The 24,057-nt window shown below is 65.5% G+C and carries 20 protein-coding genes; 14 read left to right on the forward strand and 6 right to left on the reverse strand.

The window, feature by feature from the left end:
- Positions 1–6: 6 nt before the first annotated feature.
- From bchO to BUA05_RS03495, 4 genes are all read right to left on the reverse strand, one after another.
- Entirely contained in the window at positions 7–879 is an 873-nt protein-coding gene (gene bchO, locus BUA05_RS03480) for an alpha/beta fold hydrolase BchO (protein ID WP_072673259.1), read from the reverse strand.
- The gene (locus tag BUA05_RS03485; RefSeq protein ID WP_072673260.1) at positions 876–2,588 is read right to left on the reverse strand and encodes a magnesium chelatase subunit D; all 1,713 of its coding nucleotides are present in this window, start codon (positions 2,586–2,588) and stop codon (positions 876–878) included. Before BUA05_RS03485 ends, bchO begins: the two co-directional genes overlap by 4 nt.
- On the reverse strand, positions 2,585–3,586 hold the full coding sequence (bchI, locus tag BUA05_RS03490) for a magnesium chelatase ATPase subunit I (RefSeq protein WP_072673261.1): 1,002 nt from the start codon (positions 3,584–3,586) through the stop codon (positions 2,585–2,587). Before bchI ends, BUA05_RS03485 begins: the two co-directional genes overlap by 4 nt.
- A gap of 207 nt (positions 3,587–3,793) precedes the next feature.
- Entirely contained in the window at positions 3,794–5,434 is a 1,641-nt protein-coding gene (locus BUA05_RS03495; RefSeq protein WP_245790067.1) for an ABC transporter permease, read from the reverse strand.
- A gap of 74 nt (positions 5,435–5,508) precedes the next feature.
- On the opposite strand from BUA05_RS03495, the gene BUA05_RS03500 reads away from it, so the two are divergent.
- The 6 genes from BUA05_RS03500 to BUA05_RS03525 all read left to right on the forward strand — a co-directional run bounded on the left by BUA05_RS03500 (position 5,509) and on the right by BUA05_RS03525 (position 11,603).
- Entirely contained in the window at positions 5,509–6,528 is a 1,020-nt protein-coding gene (locus BUA05_RS03500; protein ID WP_072673262.1) for an ABC transporter ATP-binding protein, read from the forward strand.
- A gap of 63 nt (positions 6,529–6,591) precedes the next feature.
- The gene (locus BUA05_RS03505; RefSeq protein WP_072673263.1) at positions 6,592–7,641 is read left to right on the forward strand and encodes a Fe(3+) ABC transporter substrate-binding protein; all 1,050 of its coding nucleotides are present in this window, start codon (positions 6,592–6,594) and stop codon (positions 7,639–7,641) included.
- A gap of 156 nt (positions 7,642–7,797) precedes the next feature.
- The gene (locus tag BUA05_RS03510) at positions 7,798–8,613 is read left to right on the forward strand and encodes a ferredoxin--NADP reductase (RefSeq protein ID WP_072673308.1); all 816 of its coding nucleotides are present in this window, start codon (positions 7,798–7,800) and stop codon (positions 8,611–8,613) included.
- Positions 8,614–8,830: 217 nt separating this feature from the next.
- Positions 8,831–9,973 carry an acyl-CoA dehydrogenase family protein gene (locus BUA05_RS03515; protein WP_072673264.1) on the forward strand — a complete coding sequence of 381 codons (1,143 nt, stop codon included), beginning with the start codon at positions 8,831–8,833 and terminating at the stop codon, positions 9,971–9,973.
- Positions 9,974–9,998: 25 nt separating this feature from the next.
- Positions 9,999–10,739: an SDR family NAD(P)-dependent oxidoreductase gene (locus BUA05_RS03520; protein ID WP_072673265.1), complete on the forward strand. Its 741-nt coding sequence runs from the start codon at positions 9,999–10,001 to the stop codon at positions 10,737–10,739.
- A gap of 189 nt (positions 10,740–10,928) precedes the next feature.
- Complete coding sequence (locus BUA05_RS03525) at positions 10,929–11,603, forward strand: response regulator transcription factor (RefSeq protein ID WP_072673266.1); 675 nt, start codon at positions 10,929–10,931, stop codon at positions 11,601–11,603.
- Between the two features lie 161 nt (positions 11,604–11,764).
- Here the strand turns inward: BUA05_RS03525 and BUA05_RS03530 are convergent, their stop codons facing one another.
- Complete coding sequence (locus tag BUA05_RS03530) at positions 11,765–14,518, reverse strand: TonB-dependent receptor domain-containing protein (RefSeq protein WP_072673267.1); 2,754 nt, start codon at positions 14,516–14,518, stop codon at positions 11,765–11,767.
- A gap of 117 nt (positions 14,519–14,635) precedes the next feature.
- Positions 14,636–16,231: a hypothetical protein gene (locus BUA05_RS03535; protein WP_072673268.1), complete on the reverse strand. Its 1,596-nt coding sequence runs from the start codon at positions 16,229–16,231 to the stop codon at positions 14,636–14,638.
- A gap of 320 nt (positions 16,232–16,551) precedes the next feature.
- On the opposite strand from BUA05_RS03535, the gene BUA05_RS03540 reads away from it, so the two are divergent.
- From BUA05_RS03540 to BUA05_RS03575, 8 genes are all read left to right on the forward strand, one after another.
- Positions 16,552–16,977 carry a tetratricopeptide repeat protein gene (locus tag BUA05_RS03540; protein WP_158093686.1) on the forward strand — a complete coding sequence of 142 codons (426 nt, stop codon included), beginning with the start codon at positions 16,552–16,554 and terminating at the stop codon, positions 16,975–16,977.
- A 169-nt stretch (positions 16,978–17,146) separates the two neighbouring features.
- Complete coding sequence (locus tag BUA05_RS03545; protein ID WP_072673269.1) at positions 17,147–17,791, forward strand: lytic transglycosylase domain-containing protein; 645 nt, start codon at positions 17,147–17,149, stop codon at positions 17,789–17,791.
- A 28-nt stretch (positions 17,792–17,819) separates the two neighbouring features.
- Positions 17,820–18,131: a TrbC/VirB2 family type IV secretion system protein gene (locus BUA05_RS03550; protein WP_245790068.1), complete on the forward strand. Its 312-nt coding sequence runs from the start codon at positions 17,820–17,822 to the stop codon at positions 18,129–18,131.
- Complete coding sequence (locus BUA05_RS03555) at positions 18,128–18,412, forward strand: VirB3 family type IV secretion system protein (protein ID WP_072673271.1); 285 nt, start codon at positions 18,128–18,130, stop codon at positions 18,410–18,412. Before BUA05_RS03550 ends, BUA05_RS03555 begins: the two co-directional genes overlap by 4 nt.
- 27 nt (positions 18,413–18,439) lie before the next feature.
- Positions 18,440–20,887, forward strand: coding sequence for a VirB4 family type IV secretion/conjugal transfer ATPase (locus BUA05_RS03560; RefSeq protein WP_072673272.1), 2,448 nt, complete (start codon positions 18,440–18,442; stop codon positions 20,885–20,887).
- Complete coding sequence (locus tag BUA05_RS03565) at positions 20,884–22,068, forward strand: TrbL/VirB6 family protein (RefSeq protein ID WP_072673273.1); 1,185 nt, start codon at positions 20,884–20,886, stop codon at positions 22,066–22,068. Before BUA05_RS03560 ends, BUA05_RS03565 begins: the two co-directional genes overlap by 4 nt.
- Entirely contained in the window at positions 22,065–22,886 is an 822-nt protein-coding gene (locus tag BUA05_RS03570; protein WP_072673274.1) for a TrbG/VirB9 family P-type conjugative transfer protein, read from the forward strand. The genes BUA05_RS03565 and BUA05_RS03570 overlap by 4 nt, the downstream gene beginning before the upstream one ends.
- A gap of 37 nt (positions 22,887–22,923) precedes the next feature.
- A complete protein-coding gene (locus BUA05_RS03575; RefSeq protein WP_245790069.1) occupies positions 22,924–24,054 on the forward strand; it encodes a TrbI/VirB10 family protein in 1,131 nt (376 codons plus the stop codon).
- Positions 24,055–24,057: the final 3 nt, after the last annotated feature.

Consider the following 24,057-nt stretch of genomic DNA (forward strand, 5'->3'; position numbering starts at 1 on the left):
CGTCTCCTATCCGTGCTGCGCGAGGAAGGCGGCGATCAGCGCAGCGGCTTTTTCGGGGGCTTCCTCGTGGGCAAGGTGGCCGAGGCCGGGCAGCACTTCAAGCCGCGCGTTAACGAGCCAGCCCTGCGCCTCGCGCGCCCAGGCAGGGGGGATGGCAGGATCATTGCCGCCATGCACCAGCAGCATCGGATTGGGAGCCTCGCCCATCCGTTCCCGCAAGCCGGGCAGATCCCAGTTGGCCATCATCGCCAGCGCCCCGCCCGCATGGCCGGGATGCTTCAGCAGCGTGCGGTAACAGGCCAGCCCTTCGGCATCGATGCGCGAATGGGTTGAGCGCCACAGAAACCGCCCCGCGCCGCCGGTAAGATCGACCGTGCCCGAAAAAATGCGCGGCACCAGCGGGTTGATGAACAATGCCTTGGCCACCGCCGGAAAGATCTGCGCAAACGGGCCGGGGAAGGGGCGGAGCGCCGAGGCAAGGCCGATGATCGGCCCGCCATAGCCATGGTCCAACGCCAGTTGCAGCGCCACCGCCGCGCCTGCCGAATGGCCGATGATCGCGGCAGGTGTCACCTCCATCGTCTGGAGCAGCCCTGCGATTTCGCGCGCCATCGGGCCAAGGCCCATCGCATAAGCATTGTGCCCGGTGGTGAAGGCGTGGCGCGGCAGGTCAATGGCGATGACCTCGTTGGTGTGCGCCAGCAAGGGCATCAGATCGCGCCATGAATGGACCGACGCGCCTGTTCCGTGGAGCAGCAGCAGCGGCTTGCCCGCTCCCATGCGCTGGACATGCCAGCGCGCGCCGCCTGCCTCGATGAACTGGCTTGCATTGCGGTGCGGCCAGATCAGCCCTTCGCGGTTCCAGTCAAGCGCGCTCATGCGGCGAGCGCGGGCTGCGCGGCGTTGATCGCGGCCTGCAGCATCCGGGCATCGGCGCGGGGCAGGGCGAGGAAGCGACCGCCCAGCGCCTGCGCCAGCGCTGCGCCTTCGGGCCCGGGGCGGGCCGAGATATCCACCACCAGCGTATCGATCCCGCGGGCGTAGATCGCTTTCGCAGCAGCCTCGGCATCAGCCTTGGCTTGGGGTCGTCCGGGTGAGCCATCGGCGGCGATATTGGCGCGGCCATCGGTCAGGATGACGAGGGCAGCGCTGCGCCCGCGTGCAATCACAGCTTCGGCGCATTCGCGCGCGGCGTTGAGGCCCGTCGCCAGCGGCGTGCCACCCCCGCCGGGCAGTTCCGACAGCGCCCGGCGTGCGCGGGTGAGCGAGCGGGTGGGCGGCAGCAGCAGTTCGGCGCTCTCACCCCGGAAGGCGACCAGCGCCACTTCGGAGCGGGTGACATAGGCCTGTGCCAGCATCAGTTCGACCGCGCCCTTGGCCTCCGCCAGCCGCGCCGCCGCTGCCGAGCCGCTGGCATCGACCGCGAAGATCGTGACCCGTGCGGCGCGTTCCTCGAACCGGCGGATGCGCAGGTCTTCCTTGCGCATCAATATCGGCGCGTCGGGGCTTGCGCCCTGTTCCTGGCGCCTGACCTGTTGCCACGGCACGGCGGCGCGCAGGCTGTCGATCAGCGCCAGCTTGGCCCCGCCGCGCGGCATCCCCGGACGTGCGCCCAGCGGCTTGCCGCGGGTTGCGGCCTTGCGTTTTTGCCCGGTGCCACTGCTGGACGAGCGGCGCGGCGCCTTGCCCTGCGCCAATTGCGCGAGCAGATCCGCCGGGATCGCGGCCCTGGCTGCTTCGACAAGGATTTCGGACAAGTCCGGTTCCTGCTGCTGCTGGTCGGAATCCTCGGCATTGTCACGCTCGCCATCGGGGGGCGGAGGCGGGGGTTCCTGCTGTTCTTCGGGCGGCGGTTCTTCGGCGTCCTGCGGCGGCAGACGGGTGGCGCGCGGAGCCAGCACCAGTCGCACCGCGCCCGACAGATCGGCATCGATGATGCTGCCGCGCCCGGCCAATGCTGCCAATCCCCGCGCCGCCTCGCCCGCGAAGATCAGCGCCCGCAGGGAATCCACCCCCAGCATCGCAGCCGTGGCGGCGAGCGCCTTCATGGCGTCATCATCCAGCGGCGCGACATCGGCGAGGTTTCCCGCCGCCGGGGCCAGTTCCACCCCCTGCCAGCGGCGCGAGGCCGAAAGATCGCAGAGAAAGGCGAGGCGTTCCATCAGGCTGACCGGCGGGGCTTCATCGGGCTCGGTCGCATCATCGCACAGCACCAGCGCGGCCTGCCCTTCGTCCAGCGGTGCATCCAGCATCTGGGCCAGCCGCCCGGCAATGCTCGCATCCAGCCGTTCGGCCATCCCGGCGATCAGCGCGCCGCCCGATGCTTCCTCGATCAGCCCGCTCTGGCGCACCGGCTTTCCGGCGGAGAGGCTGGCGGCCAGATCGATCCCGCCCAGCAGCCGTTCATCATCGACATGGCCCGGCATCCGCCTGAGCGCGATCGCCTCCCCCAGCGCCGCCACCAGCGCATCGCGTGCGGGGCTGGAACCGCGCAGCACCATCCCGCCGAACAGTTTCGGCGCGAGGGTGAACAGGCGGGCCGCAACCACCGCGTTATCGAGCGGGTCGTCAGCGTCCGGCAAATTCATCCAAACAGCTCGTCAATCGCCCGCATGATCCGCACGGTCGAGCCGGTTTCATCCAGCACATCGCGCCGCAGCCGGTGGCGCAGCGCGGATGGTGCGATGGCGATCAGGTGCTTGCGGGTGACAGCCCTTGCCCCGTCGAGCGCCGCCAGCGCGCGGGCGGCGCGCATCAGGGTGAGTTCACCGCGCAACCCGTCCGCGCCCACCGCCATGCACAGTTCGGCGGCATCGCGCAGCACGTCTTCGCCCGCCGTCAGCTTGGCGAGGCGGGCCTTGCCGCGGGCGATCCTTTTCAGGGTCTTTTCGTCCTCGCCCGCCCAGCGCGCGGCGAAGCCTTCCGGATCGGCCTCGTTGGCGGCGACGAGGCGCATGATTTCGATCCGCACTTCGATGTCTTTAGGGCTGCGGACCTCCACCGACAGGCCGAACCGGTCGAGCAATTGCGGGCGCAATTCGCCTTCTTCGGGGTTGCCGCTGCCGATCAGCACGAATTTGGCCGGGTGGCGCACCGACAGGCCTTCACGTTCCACCACGTTCTCACCCGAGGCGGCGACATCCAGCAGCAGGTCGACGAGGTGATCTTCGAGCAGGTTGATCTCGTCGATATAAAGGAACCCCCGGTGCGCTTTCGCCAGCAGGCCGGGTTCGAACGCCTTTTCGCCAGACCGCAGCGCGCGTTCCAGATCGAGGCTGCCGATCACCCGGTCCTCGGTCGCGCCCAGCGGCAGGTCGACGAAGGGCACGGCGCGCTTCACCATCTTGCCCCTGCCGCATACGTCCGGGTAACGCGCCTGATCTTCCTTCGAGGCACCATAGGGGCAGCCATCTGCTGCCATGATCGGCGGCAACAGGCCGGCAAGCGCGCGCGCGGCGGTGGACTTGCCCGTCCCCCGGTCGCCGAACACCATCACACCGCCCACACTGGGATCGACCGCTGCAATCAGCAGCGCCTGCTTCATCTCGTCCTGACCGACGATCGCGGAAAAAGGAAAACGTGCCATAGGGCTTGCCTTGTGGCCGTTCCATCGGCGGCGGACAAGCCCCCGAACTGGCCCAACTGACAAGCGGGTTGCACAGTTTCTCGCTTGCGCGGTTCGCTTTTGTGAACCGTCAGCCCTCCCGCCCGCCTCCCCACAAGGCCGCCATAACGTAGTGATACTATTGCTGGCCTTGTGGGGAGGCGGGGTGGGAGGTCTGCCCCCGACGCCTCAGCGCCGGGACAAGCGGTTCAGCAGCAGCACCGGCAGCAGCCCCGCCGCCAGCAGGATCAGCGCCGGGATCGAGGCTTCGACCAGCCGTTCATCGCTGGCAAGCCGATAGGTGCGCGTGGCCAGCGTTTCGAGATTGAAGGGCCGCAGGATCAAGGTTGCGGGCAATTCGCGCACCGTGTCGATGAACACCAGCGCCGCAGCGCCCGCAAGGCTGGGGGCAAGCAGCGGGGTATAGATCCGCGCCAGCACCCGCGCAGGCCCCGCGCCAAGCGATCGCGCCGCCGAATCGAGCGCCGGAGGAATGCGCGCCATCCCGCCGCTGACGCTGTTATAGGCCACCGTCAGGAACCGTACCGACAGGGCATAGACAAGAATGGCGCTGGTGCCGGTCAGCAGCAAGCCGCCGGTCCAGCCCAGTGCATCGCGGGCGAACCGCGTCAGGCTCTGGTCGAGCGCGCCGAGCGGGGCCAGCAGCCCGACCGCCAGCAGCGCGCCGGGCAGGGCATATCCCAGCGTGCCCAGCCTGATCGCGCCCGCTGTCAGCCGCGAGGGTGAGCGCGCGCGGGCAAAGGCCAGCAGCAGTGCGGCGACAAGGCATACCCCGCTGGCCGCCAGCCCCAGCCACAGGCTGTCAGCGGCATAGGCGGCAAGATTGCCCGTGGCGGCAAGGGCGACATCGCTCATCGCCATCATGCCCAGATATCCTGCCGGGACAACAAAGCCCAGCAGCACCGGCGCGAGGCAGGCGATGAAGGCCAGCGCCTTGCCCAGCGGCGAAAGCGCCACCAGCGGCTCTGCCCCGGCGCGTGCGGTCAGCCCGTCGCGGCTGTCGCTGCGGCCGGCCCGCGTGGCGGCTTCGAGCGCGACCAGCGCGACCACGAACAGCAGCATCACCGCCGCCAGCTTGAGCGCGGCGGGCTTGTCCCCCATCGCCAGCCAGCTTCTGAAGATCCCGGTCGAAAAGGTGGGGATGGCAAAATATTCGGCCACGCCGAAGTCCGCCAGCACCTCCATCAGCACCAGCGCCAGGCCGCCCGCGATGGCCGGGCGTGCGGCGGGCAGGGCGACCTGCCGGAACGCCCGCGCCGGGCCTGCGCCAAGGCTGCGCGCGGCGCGGAACTGGGTCAGGCTTTGGGTTGCAAAGGCGGTGCGGGCGAGCAGGTAGACATAGGGGTACAGCACCAGCCCCAGCACCAGCGCGCCCCCGCCCAGCGAACGGATTTCGGGGAAGGCGTAATCGCGTGCCCCCCAGCCGGTAAAGCCGCGCAAGGCGGTTTGCACCGGCCCGGCAAAATCGAGCATGTCGGCATAGATATAGGCGGCGATATAGGCCGGCACCGCCAGCGGCAGCACCAATGCCCAGCCGAGCACGCGGCGTCCCGGAAAATCGCTCGCCGCCACCAGCCAGGCGCAGCCGGTGCCGACCAGCGCGGCAAATGTGCCTGCCAGCAGCATCAGCAGCCCGGTGTTCCAGACATATTCGCCCAGCATCGTGCGCGCGAGATGGGCGAGCGCGCCGATCCCCCCGCTCAGCGAAGCAACAAGGATCGCGGCGATCGGCAGCCCTGCCAGCGCGGCGATCACCAGCGCGGCGATGATCCAGCCGCCCGCCCAACCTGCGGGCATGCTGGTCGGCATGCTTGCCTGTGCTTGTGCAAATTGCCTAAGGCGGCTCACCGGCAACCCCCGACAGCCATGGGCAGGATCAGACTTTGAGCCTCGAATTTCGTCATATTGCCCATGCTTATGGTCAGGTCAGGGCGCTGGAGGACATCAGTTTCACCGCGCCGACGGGAGAGATCACGTGCCTGCTTGGCGCGTCGGGTTGCGGGAAGTCAACTCTGCTCGGCCTGGCGGCGGGATTGCTGCGGGTGCAGCAGGGCAGCATCCTGATCGATGGCGAGGTGCTGGCCGATGAACGCCGCAGCCCGCCGCCCGAAGCGCGGCCCGTGGGGCTGGTGTTTCAGGACGGCGCGCTGTTTCCGCACATGACCATCGCCGCCAATATCGCCTTTGGCCTGCCCAAGGGGCGGCGCGGCGAAGTGACCGATTGGCTGGCGCAGGTCGGGCTGGCGGGGCTGGGCGCGCGTTATCCGCATCAATTGTCGGGCGGCCAGCAGCAACGCGCCGCGCTGGCCCGGGCGATGGCACCGGGGCCGCAGGTGCTGTTGATGGACGAACCCTTTGCCAGCGTCGATATCGTGCTCAGGCGCAAGCTGCGGCGCGATTGCCGGATCCTGCTGCGCACACGCGGGGCGACGACGGTGCTGGTCACGCATGACCCCGCCGAAGCGCTCGACATAGCAGACAGGATCGCGGTGATGGAGGCCGGGCGGATCGTCCAGTTCGCCACCCCGCAGGAACTGCATGATGCACCCGCCAGCGCGGCCGTGGGCGCGATGTTCGGCGGGGCGCAGATCGTCTCCGGCACGCGCAACGAGGGCGGCTTTTCCACCGCGTTCGGCGCATGGCCGGTGGATTGCGCGCTGGGCGATGTGCCTGATGCAGTCGCGCTTGACCTGCTGGTTCATGCCGATGCGCTCGATCTGGCGGAAGACCCTGATGGCTTGCGGGTGCGCGATTGCCATGTGCAGGGCAAGGGGGTGCGGGTGGTGCTGGTTGCAGCTGACGGCACCGAAATCACCGCTGAGACCGCCGAACCGGTCAGCATTGATCGCCGTTACCGCGTCATGCCGCACGCGGGCAGCCTGCGGGTGTTCGCGCGGACTTAAGGCTTGCGCGGCAAGGAATAATATTGCAAGTCATTCGCAAGTTGTAACGGGAATTCCTCTTTCATGAAAAAACTGCTCCTTGGCCTTGCCTTCTGCGCCAGCCTTGGCGGGCTTGCCGCCTGTTCCGAAACTCCGGAGGGCGAGGGCGATGCTCCGGCCAATGCGGGCGAGGTCAATCTTTATTCCTCGCGCCATTATGACACCGATCTGGCCTTGTATGATGACTTTACCAGCCAGACCGGGATCAAGGTCAACCGGATCGAGGCCGATGCCGATGCGCTGATCGAGCGGATCCAGTCCGAAGGCGAATTCAGCCCGGCTGATATCCTGATCACCGTCGATGCCGGAAGGCTGTGGCGGGCCGAGGAAGCGGGCGTGTTTGCCCCGGTCGAATCGGATGTGCTGGAAGAACGCATCCCTGCGCACCTGCGCCATCCGGAGGGGCTGTGGTTCGGCCTGTCCACCCGCGCGCGGATCATCATCTACAACAAGGCCGCCGGAAAGCCGGAAGGGCTGGAGAACTACGCCGATCTTGCCGACCCCCGGTTCAAGGGCGATATCTGTATCCGGTCTTCGTCCAACATCTACAACATCTCGCTGCTTTCCAGCATCATCGCGCACAAGGGCGCAGCCGAGGCGGAAAAGTGGGCCAGAGGCGTGGTCGCCAATTTAGCGCGGCCGCCGCAGGGCAATGACACCTCGCAGATCGAGGCGGTGGCCGCGGGCGAATGCCGCATTTCGGTGGTCAACACCTATTACCTCGCGCGCTATGCGGGGGGCGAAGGGGCCGACCGCGCAATCTTTGACGCGATAGGCGTGATCTTCCCCGATCAGGACTGGACCGGCACCCATGTCAATGTCAGCGGCGCGGGTCTGGTCAAGACCGCGCCCAACCGCGAAAACGCGGTGAAGTTCCTCGAATATCTCACCTCGCCCAGCGCCCAGCGCTATTTCGCCGATGGCAATAACGAATATCCGGCAGCGCAGGGCCTCAAGGCGAATTCCGCGGTCGAGCAGCTCGGCAGCTTCAAGCCCGACACGCTCAACGCCGCCGAAATCGGCAAGCGTCAGGCTGAAGCCGTGAAGATCTTCGACCGCGCAGGCTGGAACTGACGGGGGCGTGAAAGCGGGTGCGCGGATTGCGCCAGATCAAGGCCCGCTTTCACCCCTTAACACTAAACTGTCTTGAAGGCGCGCCGCGAAACGTTCATCTGCGCCACCATCCCGGCCGCTGTGACAGTGGCGCAGACCTGTATCCGAGGCCCACCAGTGCACCAGCCCATCATCGACCGCAGCCAGTTCACCGAAAGCGCGGCGCTCTCCGTCGAGACGATTACCCACGTCCACCACTGGTGCGAGGGGCTGTTCAGTTTCAAGATCACCCGGCCTGCGTCCTTCCGCTTCCGTTCGGGCGAGTTCGTGATGATCGGCCTGCCTGGTGACAACGGCAAGCCGCTCCTGCGCGCCTATTCGGTCGCCTCGCCCAGCTATGACGAGGAATTGGAATTCCTGTCGATCAAGGTGCAGGACGGCCCGCTGACCTCGCGGCTCCAGCACATCAAGGTCGGCGATCCGATCTACCTCGGCAAGAAGCCGACCGGCACGCTGGTGACCGATGCGCTGCTGCCGGGCAAGCGGTTGTTCATGCTGTCGACCGGCACGGGGCTGGCGCCCTTCATGAGCCTTGTGCGCGATCCCGAGGTTTACGGGATGTTTGAAGAAGTGTTCGTGGTGCATTCGGTGCGCAACGTGACTGAACTCGCCTATCGTGAGCTGCTGGAAAGCAGGCTTGAAGGTGACCCGCTGCTCGAAGACGAAGACCGCGCCAAGATCATCTACGTCCCCACCGTGACCCGCGAACCGTTCCGCACGCAGGGCCGCATTCAGGCGCTGATCGACGATGGCCGGCTGTTCGAACAGAGCAAAGGCCCGCAGCGGTTTGTGCCGGACGAGGACCGCGTGATGCTGTGCGGATCAATGGCGATGATCAAGGACCACGCGGCTGATCTCGAAGCGCGCGGCTTTGAAGAGGGCGCGAACAACAAGCCCGGCCAGTTCGTGATCGAACGGGCGTTTGTGGGTTAAGACCTTTCCCACGGCGTCTCCCCGGACTTGATCCGGGGCCCCGCTGCCTTTCAGCCCGAATCAAGAAAGAAGCGGCATCCCGGGTCAAGCCCGGGAAGACGATCGGTGAGCGGTCGCTCACCCCGTCTCGCCCACCCCCACTTTCGCGCTTGACCCTTTGCAAGCGGCGGGCTTTGATCGTGGCAAATCAAAACCCATTTGCCCGGAGAGAACCACCATGCTTGCGACCTCCTATCGCACCGCTTATAACGAAGACCACGAAGCCTTCCGCGACACTGTCCGCAAGGTGTTTGCGGAAGCCCTGACCCCGCACATGGACGAGCACGAGGCGAACGGCATCGTCCCCCGCGACGTGTGGAAAAAGATGGGCGACGCCGGGATGCTGTGCATGACGGTGAAGGAGGAAAACGGCGGCCTCGGCCTCGATTTCGGTTTCAATTGCGTGCTGACCGAGGAGCTGTCCTACCTCGGATCATCCGCCGGTTTCACGCTCCAGAACGACATCACCGCCAATTATTTCGAGCGCCTCGGCAACCCCGAACAGCGCGCCAAATATCTCCCCGGCATGGTCAGCGGCGACATCATCACCGCCATCGCCATGACGGAACCGGGCGCAGGCTCTGACCTTCAAGGCATCCGCACCACGGCCAGGAAGGACGGCAACCACCTCGTCATCAACGGCTCGAAGACCTACATCACCAACGGCCAGAACGCCGATTGCGTGATCGTGGTGGCGAAAACCGATCCGACGCTGGGATCGAAGGGCATCAGCCTTGTGCTTGTCGACGCCGACACGCCGGGGTTTGAGCGCGGGCGCAATCTTGACAAGATCGGCCAGCACGCCGCCGACACGTCCGAATTGTTCTTCAATGATTGCCGCGTGCCGATGACCAATATCCTCGGCGCGGAAGGCATGGGGTTTGTGCACCTGATGGAAGAGCTGCCGCAGGAACGGCTCGGCATCGCGGTCGGGGCGCAGGCGGCGGCGCAGCGGGCGTTTGATGAAGCGGTCAAGTTCACCAAGGACCGCAAGGCCTTCGGCAAGACCGTGTTCGAATTCCAGAACACCAAGTTCACCCTCGCCGACCTCAAGGCCAAGCTGCAGGTCGGCTGGGCGCATCTCGACTGGGCGATCAGGAAGCATCTCGCGGGCGAACTCACCACCGACGAGGCTTCTGCGGCCAAGCTGTGGCACACCGACCTGCAGTGGGAAATGTGCGACGCGTCGCTGCAACTCCACGGCGGGGCGGGTTACATGAATGAATACGCCATCGCGCGGCTGTGGCGCGATGCGCGCGTGACGCGGATTTTCGGCGGCACGAACGAGATCATGAAGGAAGTGATTTCGCGCAGCATCTGATCATGTCCTTGGGAGAGGAAAACCATTGACCGAACCACTCGACTTCACCGGCAAACGCATCCTCGTCATCGGCGGGTCGAGCGGGATCGGCAACGGCATCGCGCATGGCTTTCGTGCGCGCGGGGCGGCTGTCACCGTCACCGGCACGCGGCCCGATTATGGTGATTATCTTGAGGCGGAGGACGCCGATTTCACCGGGCTGGATTACCGCCAGTTGAACCTGACTGACCGTGATGCCGCGGCGCGGCTGGCGGCGGATCTGGGCGCGGTCGATGTGCTGGTGCTCAGCCAAGGCACCGTGCGTTACGGACGGCAGGAATTCGCCCGCGAAGGCTGGGACGCGGTGGTCGACATCAACCTCAATTCGGTGATGGACGCGGCCCGCGCCTTCCACCGCGCGCTGGCACAGAGCAAGGGCGCGATTATCATCGTCTCCAGCGTGGCCGCGTTCAAATCGACCCTTGGCACGCCTGCCTACGCCGCCTCGAAAGCGGGCGCGGCGAGCCTGACCAAGACATTGGGCGAGGCCTGGGCGCGCGACGGCATCCGTGTGAACGGTATCGCGCCGGGACTGGTGCCGACCAAGCTGACCAGCGTCACCACCGAACATCCCGAACGCCGCGAAGCCAGCCTCAAGGCGATCCCGCTGCGGCGCCTTGGCACGCCCGATGACATGGCCGGCGCCGCGCTGTTCCTCGCCTCGCCCTTATCATCCTATATTACCGGGCAGACGCTGGTGGTGGATGGGGGGCTGACGCTGTCCTGATTTGAGGGGCCTGATTCGAGGGGCCTGAGTCGAGGGGTCTAATTCGAGGGGCTTGATGCCGGGGGCCGGAATCGGGATGTCGGGCAGCCCCGGACAAGCGGATTTTGCCTTTGTCGCATTGCTGCAATCCAGTCACGAACGCGTCACACGACGCGCTCAATCCGCCTTGCATCACCATGCGGGGCAGACATGGACGTCATCAATATTTTCCTCACTGGCGAGCTGGGCGAAAGCCTTGATGATTTCGTCCATGACCAGCACCGTTTCACCTTCGACCACTTGGGCCCCGATGGCCCGCGGCGGCTGGTCGAAGGGCCGATGTGGGCCTTTGTCGACTGGGTGATGGACGATCTTGCGGGGCTTGAAATGTGCCGCCGGTTGCGCGCCGATCTGCGCACCGCCGATGCCCATGTGACGATGGTGCTGGAGGAGGACGATCCCGAAGACCGCCGCCGTGCATTGCGGGCCGGGGCGGATGATTACGTGATCGGCCCGCTGACGCGCACCGCGGTGCTTGACCGGGTCCTGGCGCTGCAATCACGCGGGGCTGAACGTCACGCCACCCGCCGGTTCGAGGCAGGTGCGCTCAGCATCGACATGGCTGCATTGCAGGCGCGCTGGAATGGTGAGCCGATCATGCTGCGCCCCAATGAATTCCGGCTGCTGCGCTTCTTTGCCGAAAATCCCAACCGGGTGCTGACCCGCGAGGATCTGATCAGCGGTCTCGGCAAGCGCGAACCCCCGATTGACGAACGCACCGTCGATGTCTGGATCGGCCGGTTGCGCCGCGCGATCAAGGCGGCAGGCGGCGGCAATCCCTTGCGCACTGTAAGATCGATAGGCTACGTCTTCGATCTGAATTGAGGGGCGTGGATTGACCACCCCAAAACCAGCTCACCCCCCAAACGCTCACCAACGTAAACACGCTGGAACGGACCCGAAGGGTCCGCAAGCGCGCCCGCAGCGACGCGGCCGTCAGGCCGTGGGAGCGAGGAAGGCGCGGCCCATCGGGGCCGCGCCCAAGATCAAAACATCGCCTTCAGCCCGAAGTTGAAGGCCGTGCCGACCTGAAAGGTGTTGATGTCGATCCGGTTGCCCTGGAACTCCTGGAATTCGAAGTTGTCACGGCCGAAAATGTTGCGCACCTCGAAGCTCAGTTCCAGCGGTTGCCCGGCCAGTTTGAGTTCCGAACGCGCCACGAAATCGACCGTCAGGCCGGGATCCTCGACGATGTCGGGCAGGCGGTTGAAGCCGCGCGCCGTCACCCGCTCGCTCGCATAGTTCAGCAGCACGGTGAGCTGCTGCACCTTTTCGGTATCTTCAAGGCTGAGCGCGAGGTTGCCGACATGGTCCGACTGGCCCACCAGCGATGCGCCGTCGATGAACAGCTCGGCCGCACAGCGGCCCGGATCTTCCGGCGTGGGCGCACGCTGCGGACAGCTGGCGCGGTCCACGCTCGGATCGACGTTGAGGCTTGATCGGGTCCAGGTGTAGTTGGCCATCACCAGAAACTGCTTGGTCTCGAAGAAGCCGCCCCAGTCATAGAGGTCGAACCCGTAGGCGATGTCGAGTTCCGCGCCGTAAAGTTCGGCGGCGGGCGCGTTGGCAAAGCTGGTGCGGAATTCGCCGGGGGTGATGGTGGCGAAGCTTTCGATCGGATTGTCGATTTCCTTGTAGAAACCGGCCAGACTGATGCGGTTGGGCCCGCCCATGTAATATTCGAGCCGGGCTTCCGCGTTGATCAGCTGGCTGTCCTGCAGCAACGGGTTGCCGACGAAGCGGCGGTTCGATTCCGGATCGAAATACAGCTGTTCGACCAGCTCGCGGAACTGCGGACGGGCGATGGTCTTGGACGCGGCGACGCGCAGCTGCAGATCGTCCATCAGCTCCCAGGTGATCGTCGCGGCCGGCAGGAAATAGTCATTGGCGATATTGGTCGGGGTCGCGCCGGGGATGGGGGTGGTGAAGATCGACTGGTCGAGCGCCACGGCCTGCACCGCGTCTTCGTAACGCGCGCCGACCTCGATGGTGACGGCGTCCACCGGCGCCCAACGCAGCTGACCATAGCCCGCATGCACTTCCAGCGCGGCGTCGAACACGGGGAAAGGCGTCCGCTCGTTAAGGCGGACGTTGAACCCGGCCAGGGTTGCGCCGTTGATGATGTCGCCCGGCTTCCTGAGGCCCAGTGCTTCGATCGTCAGGGATGCTGCCTCGTCGGGCAGGCTATCGCAGATCGGCCCGCAACCCACCAACACCTGGATCCCGCGGCTGGACGAACGGCGCCCGACGTCGGAATAGGCATAGCCGATGGTGACATCGAGATTGTCCAGCAATTCGTAGGACAGATCGATCCCGCCGAAATAATTGTCTTCCTGAAGGTCATCGAATTCGACCAGCGCGCGAATGCCGGTCTGCCCGCGCAGGCCGCCAATATCGACCCGGAACTGGTCGCCAAAGGGATCGCCCGGGTTGTTGGTGCGGACATAATTGAAGGTGGCGTTGAAGGGCGCTTCGCGATTGGTGCGGGCGAAGCCGCCGCGTAGGTCGATATCAAGCTTTCCGAAATCCAGTTCGGCCACCATCTGGGTGTCGATCAGCTGGCGTTCGAACCATGCGGTCTGCTGGTCGAAGAAATCGAACCCGCTGTCACCCTGCTGGATATCGGTGCGGTCACCCAGACGCGCGGTCTTGAGCGAATCGCGGATATACAGATTGGTCCAGCGGATGGTGTGTTCGCCGATGTCGAGACCAAAGCCGAGCAGCGCATTCACCAGCACGTTGTTATCGGTGATGAAGGTGGTGCTGGTTTCGAACACCTGGCTGAGATCGGCGCTGCCCGCCTGGCTCAGGACCGAGCGGTTGCGCCAGTTGTTGCTGATCCCCGCCGTGGCAATCACCCCGAGATAGGCATCCCCGCCCAGATCGAAGGATTTGCCGCCGGTGATGTTGGCGCTGAAGTTGATCGGCAGATTGTCGTTTCGCTGCAGGGTCACAAGGTTGGTTGGAAACAGCTGGCCCGCGATGCCGTTGGAGGTCGCCGGATCGAGCGCTTCGAGCCGGTCGCCGCTGTCGAAGAAGGCCTGCAAGTTCGACGGGATGTCGCGGTTGCCATTGTCGAAGCCGAAGGTGTCCCAGCGGCTGCCGAAATAGGTCAGGCCGTTCTCGAAGGTCGTTTCGGTATCCCCGCCGCCGCCGAAGCTGACGGTGAGGAAGTCCTCGGTCGGCACGGCCTTGGTGGTGAGGTTGATCACCCCGCCGCCGAATTCGCCCGGGAAGTTGGCCGAATAGGTCTTTTGCACAAGGCTGGAGGAGACCACGTTGGTGGGAAAGATGTCGAGCGGAACCACCCGGCTGAGCGGTTCCGGGCTGGGCAGCGGCAGGCCGTTGAGCAGCGCCAGCGAGTAACGGTCGCCAAGGCCGCGCACGAACACGCGGCCATTGCCGACCAGGCTTAGCCCGCTGACGCGGCTGAGCGCGCCGGCAATGTCGCCTTCGCCGGTGCGGGCGATGTCGGCTTCGGACAGGATGTTGAGCACCTGGCTTGACGCGCGTTCCGGATTGCGGCCGCGCCGCCCGGTCACGATGATCCCGCCGCCGGGAATCGAGATGTCAGGCTGATCGAATTCTTCTTCGGGCGAAGCGTCTTCGACGTCGGCGGTCAACGCGTCCTGTGCCGACGGCTCAGCTGCCGGATCAGCGGACTGGGCATGAACGACTGCGGGAAGAGTGAGCGACGTGGTGAGAAGCAGCAGCCCTGCCAGGCGCATGCCGGTCGACATAATGCGAGACCCCTTCATGAATAGGCCTTTGAAAAGTGCCGGCCATTGGGGACCGGGCAGAATGAAAGGGGGAGGCGCGCGCAAAATGCGGCGCCTCCCTCAATCCGGTCGGCGCGATCAGGCGTCGGTGTAGACCGGCAGCGTGGTGCAGGCACCGGTGCTGCTGCCGAAGTCGAGGATCGACGAATTGCAGGTCCAGTTGCCGAAGGTCGATTGGAACTGGGCCGCATTCTCCATCGCGCCAACATAGGTGCGGTCGGGGAAGAAGGTCGAACGGCCCGAAGCAGCGAACGGGGTCACGCCCGCTTCGCCGGTGCCGTTGATGACTGTGCCCGTCAGCGTGATGGTGAAGGCCAGATTGACATTGCTGCCCGCCGTCACCGCCGCCAGAGCTTCGGCATCGGTGGTGGCATTGGCGCCCGAACCACGGTCGCCCCGGGCCTGCCGGTTGGTGCCGCCGTCGCAGACGACGGAGTTGATCCCGATCAGCGCGTCGAGCGTTTCCTGTTCATCGAAGCGGAAGCAGAAGGTGGCATCGCCGTCGATCTTGTCCATCACGCCGTTGGTGAGGCTAAGCGCCGCGCCGCCGCGCGCGCGCACCATCTGGGCCGAGCCGTTCGAACGTTCGACAAAGGTGAAGTTGTTCACCTGCAGGCGGGTGCGCGGGAAGGCGGCGAGCGGGGTTGAGACGCCGTTGGGCGAATCGAGTTCGATGTTCGCATCACCGGTGGTCGAACGCTGGACCACGACAACGGTATCGAGATCGGCCTGCGCGCCGGTATCAACGTCGAGCGAATCGTCCGACGCGCCGATCACAGCAAGATTGCGAACGCGCACGGTGCCGCCGAAGAACTCCACCCCGTCATCTGAACTGTTGAACGACTGCAGATTTTCGATCACCGTGCCAGAACCGATGCCGCCGGTGGTCAGCGACTGCAATTCGTTGCCCGGCGCCAGTTCAAACCCGGAGAAGCGGATCTGGTTGAAGGTGAATGAACCGGAATTGTCCGCATCATTCGCACCGCCATAGGGAATGGCAACCGCCGCCCCTTCAAGGTTCTGCTGGCAGGTGGGGTTCTGCGAGAAGGTCGCATCGGTGTTGATCCCGCCGGTGGCGCAATCCGAAACCCGCGCCCGGCCGAGCAGCACGACGCCGCCCCACTGCTGCTGGCTGTTGTCATTGGCAAGGCCGATGACGTTATCACGGCTGGTCCACACGATCGGGCGATCAGCAGTGCCATTGGCGTTGAGACGGTTGCCGCGGTTGACGATCAGCGCTGCCTGGCCCTGCGCAAACACGATCACGCCGGGTTCGACCGAAAGCGTCACATTGTTGCCGGTGCTGGAAAAGCCTTGATCAGTGCCGACAAGGGTCTGCCCGCCGAGCTGGTAGAGCAGGCCCGGAATATAGGGCAGCGTGTCGCTGGCGTCGACGGTGCCCGGCAGCGTGCAGACGCGCCATTCGCCGGTCGGGCCGGTGATGGTGCCGGCATCGGTCAGGCCGCCGGTCGAATTGATGGTCGGGCAGCCTGCCGCCGGCGTGACGAGCGATTCGGTCGGCGTCGGGGTGGGCGTCGGAGTCGGCGCGGGCGGGTTGGTGATGTTGACGTTGATGTCGCCGCTGGTGCCGGGCGAGACGATTTCATCCGCGCCGCAGCCGGCAAGAGCAAGAAGGCTGCAACCCAGGACGAGAGTGCGTTGAATGTTTTTCACAGCGAGCGGTCCCCTCAAAAACCGAGAATCAAGAAAGCGCCGAAACAGGAATTCGAATTGCGCAGGGTCTCGCTAGGGGGGCTGCATGACAGAATTCTTGCAGCATGACAGCCGCGTGGCATTTATAGGAATATGACCGAAGAAAGACATTTGTGACAATTGCGGTCTGCGCCAGAATGGCAAATGTTACAGCAGTGAAGCACCTAAAATCAGATATTTAAGCTGATTAATTGCAGAAAAATTACAATATTACGGTTTTGTTGCATTCATTGAAAAGCTGAGTCACTATGCTTCTCGCACAGATAGAGGAGCCTATGCCCATGTCCGTTACCACCTTTGCGATTGCCATGATCGCCGCTGCCCCGCTCGCCGCTACCCCGATGGCCGATGCGCCTGTTGTCCGGATGCAATCATCCGCACAGCAAGGCGATCTGGCGGCGCACACGCTGGCCGCCGGACGCGAGGATGAGGCGTTGGCCGTGCTCCAGCGTGCCAGTGCCACCAATCCGCATGATCCGGCGGTGCTGATCAATCTTGGCATTGCCTATGCCCACAAGGGTGATGATGCGAAGGCGCGCGCCGCGTTCCAGTCCGCGCTGACCTGCCACGAGGTGGTCGAACTCGACACCGCCGATGGCAATGCCACCGATTCGCGGCGACTGGCACGCAAGGCGCTCAGGATGCTTGAGCGCGGCGAATTCCGCGCCGGGAACGCGCGCACTGAACATCTGACCTATCGCGACTGATCAGGCTGCGGCCCGCGGGTCGCAGCCGAGCTGCTGCGGGCGGGCTGTCGCGGGGGCAGTCCGCCCGTTTTGCCGCCTGCAAACAGCTTCCCCGGCCTGCTCAAGTCAAAGGCTGTCACCCGCTTGTCATTTAGGATAGACAAAGGGAGACATTCTGGAGGGCCCTGGAATGATTCTCGCCGCGGCGGGCCGCGTCACCATTGCTGCCACCTTGCTGATCGTCGCCACCGCGGCGCGGGCTGACGTGCTTGAGCTCGGCGCAGATGGCGCGCGCTGGGTGGCCGGGCCCTTGGCTGGCGCGGCGGCGGCAGGCGATCTTGCGCCCGCGGCAGAGCGCGCTGGTGCCCCGGTCATGTTTGACGGCCTTGCCTTGCCCGAATCGATGATTGCCGATCCTGCCCGCCACGCCGCCGGGGTGCCTGCGCGCTATTCCGCCAAGATCCACGAACTCAGCCAGCGTTTCGACCTGTCGCCCAGCCTGCTCGAAGCGGTGGTGTGGCAGGAAAGCCGCTGGCGCGAGAATGCGGTCTCCCCGGCTGGTGCGCGCGGTCTTGCTCAGCTGATGCCGGGCACGGCGCGTTATCTCGGGGTCGATCCGTCCGATCCGTTCCAGAACCTTGAAGGCGGGGCGCGCTATCTGCGCGAACAGCTGGATCGGTTCGATGGCGATCTGGAAAAGGCGCTGGCCGCCTATAATGCCGGGCCGGGCCGGGTCGAGCGGGCCGGCGGCATTCCCAACATCCGCGAGACACAGAATTACGTGGCCTCGATCATGGGGCGCCTTGCCAATCACGCGCGCCCGGCTGGTCAATGACCTGCCGCGCCCAATTTCTTCAAGGATAATGAGACATTCCATGACTTCGCTGTTCCGCTTTCCCACCCGTCTTGCTGCGCTGCTGATGCTGGCGCTGACCCCTGCCGGTGCCTCGGCGCAGACGGCGCAGGGCGATGATCCGATCACCAGCGCGCTGCTGTGGATGCAGAACATCCTGCTCGGCCCGGTGGCGACCAGCCTGGCGGTGATGGCGGTGGCTGGAGTCGGCTTCATGATGCTGACCGGGCGGATGAACTGGCGCTATGGCGGCACGGTGATTGTCGGGGTGTTCATTATCTTCGGCGCACCACGTCTGGTGGCGAGCATCAGCGGCCTATGACCGATCTGGTCCGCCATCCGGTTCACCGTAGCCTGACGCGCCCGCAGATGTTCATGGGCGTGACGATGAATTTCTTCATCATCAATCTGATGGTGACGACGATTGCCTTCCTGATCCTCGACTCGTTCTGGATCATTCCCGTGCCGATCGTGATGCATGTGATCGGCTATTTCGCTTCGCTGCGCGAACCGCGCATTTTCGACCTGTGGATCACCAAGGTCAGCAAATGCCCGCGCGTGCCCAATTTCAAACGCTGGGGATGCAATTCCTATGCCCCGTGACTCTATGACCTTCAAGGACGCCCTGTCATGGTGAAATGGCTCGGAGCTGCTGCATGGAGCGCGAAGGAAGCCCGCGTGGGCGATCGCTTGCCCTATGCGCGGCTTATCGACGAAAGCACCGTGCTGCTGCGCGATGGATCGGTGATGAGCGCGATTCAGGTGCCCGGCCTGCTTTTCGAAACCGAGGATTCCGACGCGCTGAATGCCCACGCCGCCACGCGGGAAGTGATGCTGCGGAGCACGCTGGATGCGCGCTTCGTGATGTATCACCACGTCATCCGCCGCCGGGTGGAAGTGGAGCTGGACGCCGAATTTCCTGATGCCCTGTCGCGCCATATTGATGCGCGCTGGAAACAGCGGCTGGCGGGCGGATCGCTGTTCATCAATGACCAGTTCGTCACCCTGATTCGCCGCCCCGCACGCGGCAAGACCGGCCTGCCGGAACGCATGAGCAAGCTGTTCTCGCGGCGCGGGCAGGACGAGTTGGAGGCCGATCCCAGGGACATCCGCAGCCTCAAGGCCGCGATCACCGGCCTTGTCGCCAGCTTGCAGAATTACGGCGCGGCGGTGCTGGGCGATTATCAGGCGCCCGGCTCCGAGCGCGGCGGCGCGAACTCCGAAATGCTCGAATTGCTCTCGGCGCTGTATAATGGCGAGATGCGGCCGGTGCGCCGCCCTGCGCCCGAGACCGATATCGGTCACATGCTGCCCTATCGCCGCGCCTCGTTCGGTCTCGATGCAATGGAACTGCGCGGGTCGGCCGCGCCCGATTTCGCCGCGATCCTCGGGCTGAAAGACTACCCCGAGGCGACATCGCCCGGCCTGCTCGACAACCTGCTGCGCCTGCCGTTCGAGATGGTGGTTTCCGAAAGCTACGCCCCCAATGAACGCACGACCGCCAAGGAGCGGATCGACCTCGCCCTGCGCCGCTCGCGCTCGGTGGATGAAGAAGCCGCGGCTGAACGCGGCGAGATGATGGCCGCGCGCGATGCGCTGGGCAATGGCGCGGTTGGGTTCGGCGATCATCACCTCACCGTGCTGGTGCGCGAGACGACGCTGCCCCGGCTCGATGACGCGATGGCGTCCTGTGCGGCCGCATTGGCGGATACCGGCGCGATTGCGGTGCGCGAAGACACCAATCTTGAACCCGCGTTCTGGGCGCAGTTTCCGGGCAACGAGGAATTTATCGTGCGCCGCGCGCTGATTTCCTCGGCCAATATGGCGGGCTTCGGCTCCTTCCACGGCTTTGCGCTGGGGCAGGCGGCTGGCAACCACTGGGGCGATGCGGTGACGCTGCTGGAAACCACGAGCGCCACGCCGTTCTTCTTCAATTTCCACAACGGGGACTTGGGCAATTTTTCGGTCATCGGGCCGTCGGGTTCGGGCAAGACCGTGGTGATGAACTTCCTTGCAGCCCAGGCGCAGAAGTTCAAACCGCGCACCATATTGTTCGACAAGGATCGCGGGGCGGAACTGTTCATTCGCGGGATCGGCGGGCGTTACAGCCGGATCGCGCCGGGTGATCCGACCGGGTTCAACCCGCTCTCGCTCCCCGATAGCCCCGCTAACCGCGCCTTCCTGCGCGATTGGCTGGCCGTGCTGCTGCAGGCTGACGGGCCGGAGGAATTTTCGACCATCAGCGCCGCGGTCGATGCGACTTACGCCAATGATCCTTCGCTGCGCCGCCTGCGGCATTTCAAGGAATTGCTGGCAGGGGCGCGGCGGCCTGAGCCGGGCGATCTGGCGGATCGGCTCAGCGCATGGATCGGTAGCGCATCCGGGGATGGCGGCGAACATGCATGGCTGTTCGATAACGAACGCGACCGGCTCGATCTGGGTGAGCGCGTGCTCGGCTTCGACATGACCGCGCTGCTCGAAAATCCGCGCCTGCGCACGCCGACGATGATGTATCTGTTCCACCGCATCGATGAACGGCTGGACGGGCAGCCCACCATGATCCTGATCGATGAAGGCTGGAAGGCGCTGGATGATGAGGTCTTCGCCGCGCGCATCCGCGACTGGCTCAAGACCCTGCGCAAACGCAATGCGTTGGTGGGCTTTGCCACGCAGTCGGCGCGCGATGCGCTCGACAGCCGGATTTCGACCGCGTTGGTCGAACAGACCGCGACCATGGTGTTCATGCCCAACAGCCGCGCCCGGCCCGAAGATTACTGCGACGGGTTCGGCCTGACGGATCACGAATTTGCGCTGATCCGCTCGCTGCCGGCCCATTCGCGCTGCTTCCTTGTGCGCCAGCCCGATGCATCCGTGGTGGTGCGGCTCGACCTGTCGGGCGCGCCCGAAGTTCTCACCATCCTGTCGGGCCGCGAAAGCGCGGTGCGCAGGCTCGATCTGCTGCGTGAGGCGGTGGGGGATGAACCTTCGGCATGGTATCCCGCGCTCACCGGCCAGCCGTGGCCCGATGGCGCAGCCCTCGACGAAGACGGGCATCCCGTCTGGCAGGCGGCGGAATGACGACCGCTTGCGATCTTGCCGCCCAGTCGATGGGCACCGGGGTTTCCGCCGCGCTGTCGGCGGTGGACTGCATCGCCAGCGGGATGAGCGAACAGGCCTTCAACCGCCTGTTCGGCACCGAAGGGCAATTGGCCTTCGCGCTGACGCTGCTGCTGGGGCTGTATGTCGGCTTTTTCGGCCTCTCGCTGATGCTGGGGCGGTCGAACCTGTCGGTGCGCGCATTGTTGCCGAAGATGATGACGCTGGGACTGGTGCTGACCTTCGCCACCAGTTTCGTGGCGTTTTCGACCATCTTCTACAACATCTTCATTGGCGGGCCGGATCAGATCGCGGGCATCCTCACCGGCACGCAGGGTTCGGCCACGGCAACCTTCGCGCAGAAACTCGATATCGTCTTCATCGCGATCCAGCAGGCGAGCGGGGATACCAAGGATATCAATGCCTTTTCCCCGCCCGGCATGATGTGGTTGGGCGCGATGCTGTTGCTGCTGGGCACCGTGGGCCTGCTGGTCACCGCGCGCATCGGGCTGGCGCTGCTGCTGGCCTTGGGGCCGATCTTTGTGGTGCTGGCGCTGTTCGACGGCACGCGGGGGCTGTTCACCGGCTGGCTCAAGGGGCTGGTGATGCTCGCGCTCGCGCCGCTGTTCGCGGTGCTGGGCGGCACGATCATGCTGGAACTGGCAGTGCCGATTCTGGCGGCGCTGGTGGCGGTGCCGGGGCAGATCGATCAGCAGGCGGCGATGGCGTTCTTTCTGGTGGGCGCGGTGCACGTTGCGCTGATGTTTCTCGCGCTGAAGGTTGCCGCGACCATGGTTGCAGGCTGGCAGGTGTTTGGCCTCGTCCCCGAAAGGAACGCTGGTCGTTCGGGTGATGCCCCGCGGGCGCTGCCTGCGCCCGCGGCCGCCTCTTCCGCGCCGCGCAGCGCCAATGTGGCCCCGGCAAGCGCCGGTTTGGCCCCCCGCAGGGTCGATGTCGCGGCCGCCATGCCCGTGCTTGCCGCCAATGACGGCGGCCCGGCTGCTGTTTCACGTGAAACCCGTGTCTATGCCACTTCGGGCGGGGGCGGGCAGGTCGCGCCGCTCAATCCCGCCACCTCGCGCACCCGCGGCATCGGCAATCGCTTCCGTTCGGCAGGAGGCGCGGCGCCCGCCAAGATGACATCCCCGGAGAAATATCAATGACCCGCGCCGACAGCTTTCGGCTGAGCCTTGCCGCCTTCGCGCTTGCCTTTGCCGCGCCTGCGCTGGCCGAGGATTCGCGCCTCCAGACGCTCGTCTTCGATGAGGCCGCGGTGGTGCGGATCGATGGCAAGGTGAAGGTGCAGACCACCATCAAGTTCGCCCCTGACGAGGTGATCGAGAATGTCGCGATCGGTGACAGCGCAGCCTGGCAGGTGCAGCCCAACAAGGCGCAGACGATCCTGTTCGTGAAGCCGCTGGAACCGGCTGCGCGCACCAACATGACGGTGGTAACCGATCGGCGCACCTACCTGTTCGATCTGGTTGCCAGCCCCCGCAACGCGCCGCTTTACGTGCTGCAGTTCCGCTATCCCGAGCTGGAACGGGCCGCCGAGGAAGCCCGCCTTGCCGCCGCTGCCGAGGCCGAGGCGGAAGCTGCGCGTCTGGCTGCCAGCCCGGCCGAAATGGCTGCCGCGAATGATCCCTATGCCGTCGCCGATCCGGCCAGCCTCAATTTCGCATGGGCCAGTGCTGGCACGCCCGAATTGCTGCCTGCGCGCGCCTATGATGATGGCGATGCGGTGTTTCTCACCTGGCCTGTCGGCACCGCGCTTCCGGCGATTCTCGTGATGAACGAGGATGGCGATGAAGGCCCGGTCAACTTCACCGTGCGCGGGGAAACGGTGGTCGTGGACGGGGTGCCGCCGCAGATCATCCTGCGGTCGGGGCGCGATACCGCCACGCTCACCAACACCGGCCCCGCAGCGATGTCGGCCCGCAGCGCCGGGTTGACTGCGCCGCGCAAGAAGGGGTCGCAATGATGCGCCGCCTGTTCCATCCTGTCACGGAGTTCTACTGATGCGTCTTGCCATGCGTCTGCCGCCGAAAAAGGGCGACACTACTGCGGGAGACAGGATCGACCCGCGCGAGCAGGAATCCGCCGAGATCATCGATCTGGCCAGCCGCGCCGCCTTCCCCGCCGTGACCGACCGCAAGGCCAGGGGTGACGGGCTGGGCCTTGCTGCGGGCGTAGCGCTGATCGCCGGGATCGGCGCGGTGACCTTCTGGGCGATGAATTCCGCCCGCCTGCCCGATCCGCAGGGGGTGGGCAACCCGGCGGTCGCCCCGCCGCAGGCCGCCGCCGCCGCGCCTGCCGAAGTGCCTGCCGTCGATCCCGCCACCGTGACGCCGCAGCCCGATCCCGCGCCCGCACCGGCGCTGGCCAACCAGCCCGCGCAGGTAGCGATGCCGGTCACCAATCCCTATGCCAGCCCGACCATGGTGTTTGATGCCAGCCGCGCGGCCAATAGCGCGCGCCTGGCCGAAGCGCCGGTGGGCGCGACTGCGGCGACCGGTGCGCAGGCTGCTGACCTTGGCAGTTCCAGCGCGGCGGCCTTTGCCAGCCGGATCGGCGGGGTCGGCGGTGCGCCCGCACAGGCCCGGCCGATGACCAATCCCTCGACCACGGTGACCGAAGGCACGTTGATCCCCGCGATCCTCGAAACCGCGATCAACACCGATGTGCCGGGCTATGTCCGCGCGGTGGTGAGCCAGGATGTGCGCAGCTTTGATGGCAAACGCGTGCTTGTCCCGCGATCATCGCGCCTGATCGGCCAGTATCAGGCCGGTGTGCAGCAGGGCCAGCGGCGCGCCTATGTGATCTGGACGCGGCTGATCCGCCCCGATGGCGTCTCGGTCAACCTCGCCTCGCCCGCTGTCGGGTTTGACGGCACGACCGGGCTTGAAGGCGACGTCAACAGCCACTTCTTCCAGCGTTTCGGATCGGGGCTGCTGCTGTCAGTCGTGGGCGGATTGGGCGCGCTGGCGACCGGCGGCGTCGGCGGCGTGATTGTCGCGGGCGGGGCGCAGGGCGCGGCCAATTCGGCGGTGCAGGTGCAAGGCCAGATCAGCCCCACTATCCGCGTGCGCATGGGCGAACCGATCCGGGTGTTCACCGCGCGCGATCTCGATTTCAGCACGGTCGGCTGAGCA

Origin of the sequence: Erythrobacter sanguineus (assembly GCF_900143235.1) — a bacterium.
In the GTDB taxonomy this organism is placed as follows: domain Bacteria; phylum Pseudomonadota; class Alphaproteobacteria; order Sphingomonadales; family Sphingomonadaceae; genus Erythrobacter; species Erythrobacter sanguineus.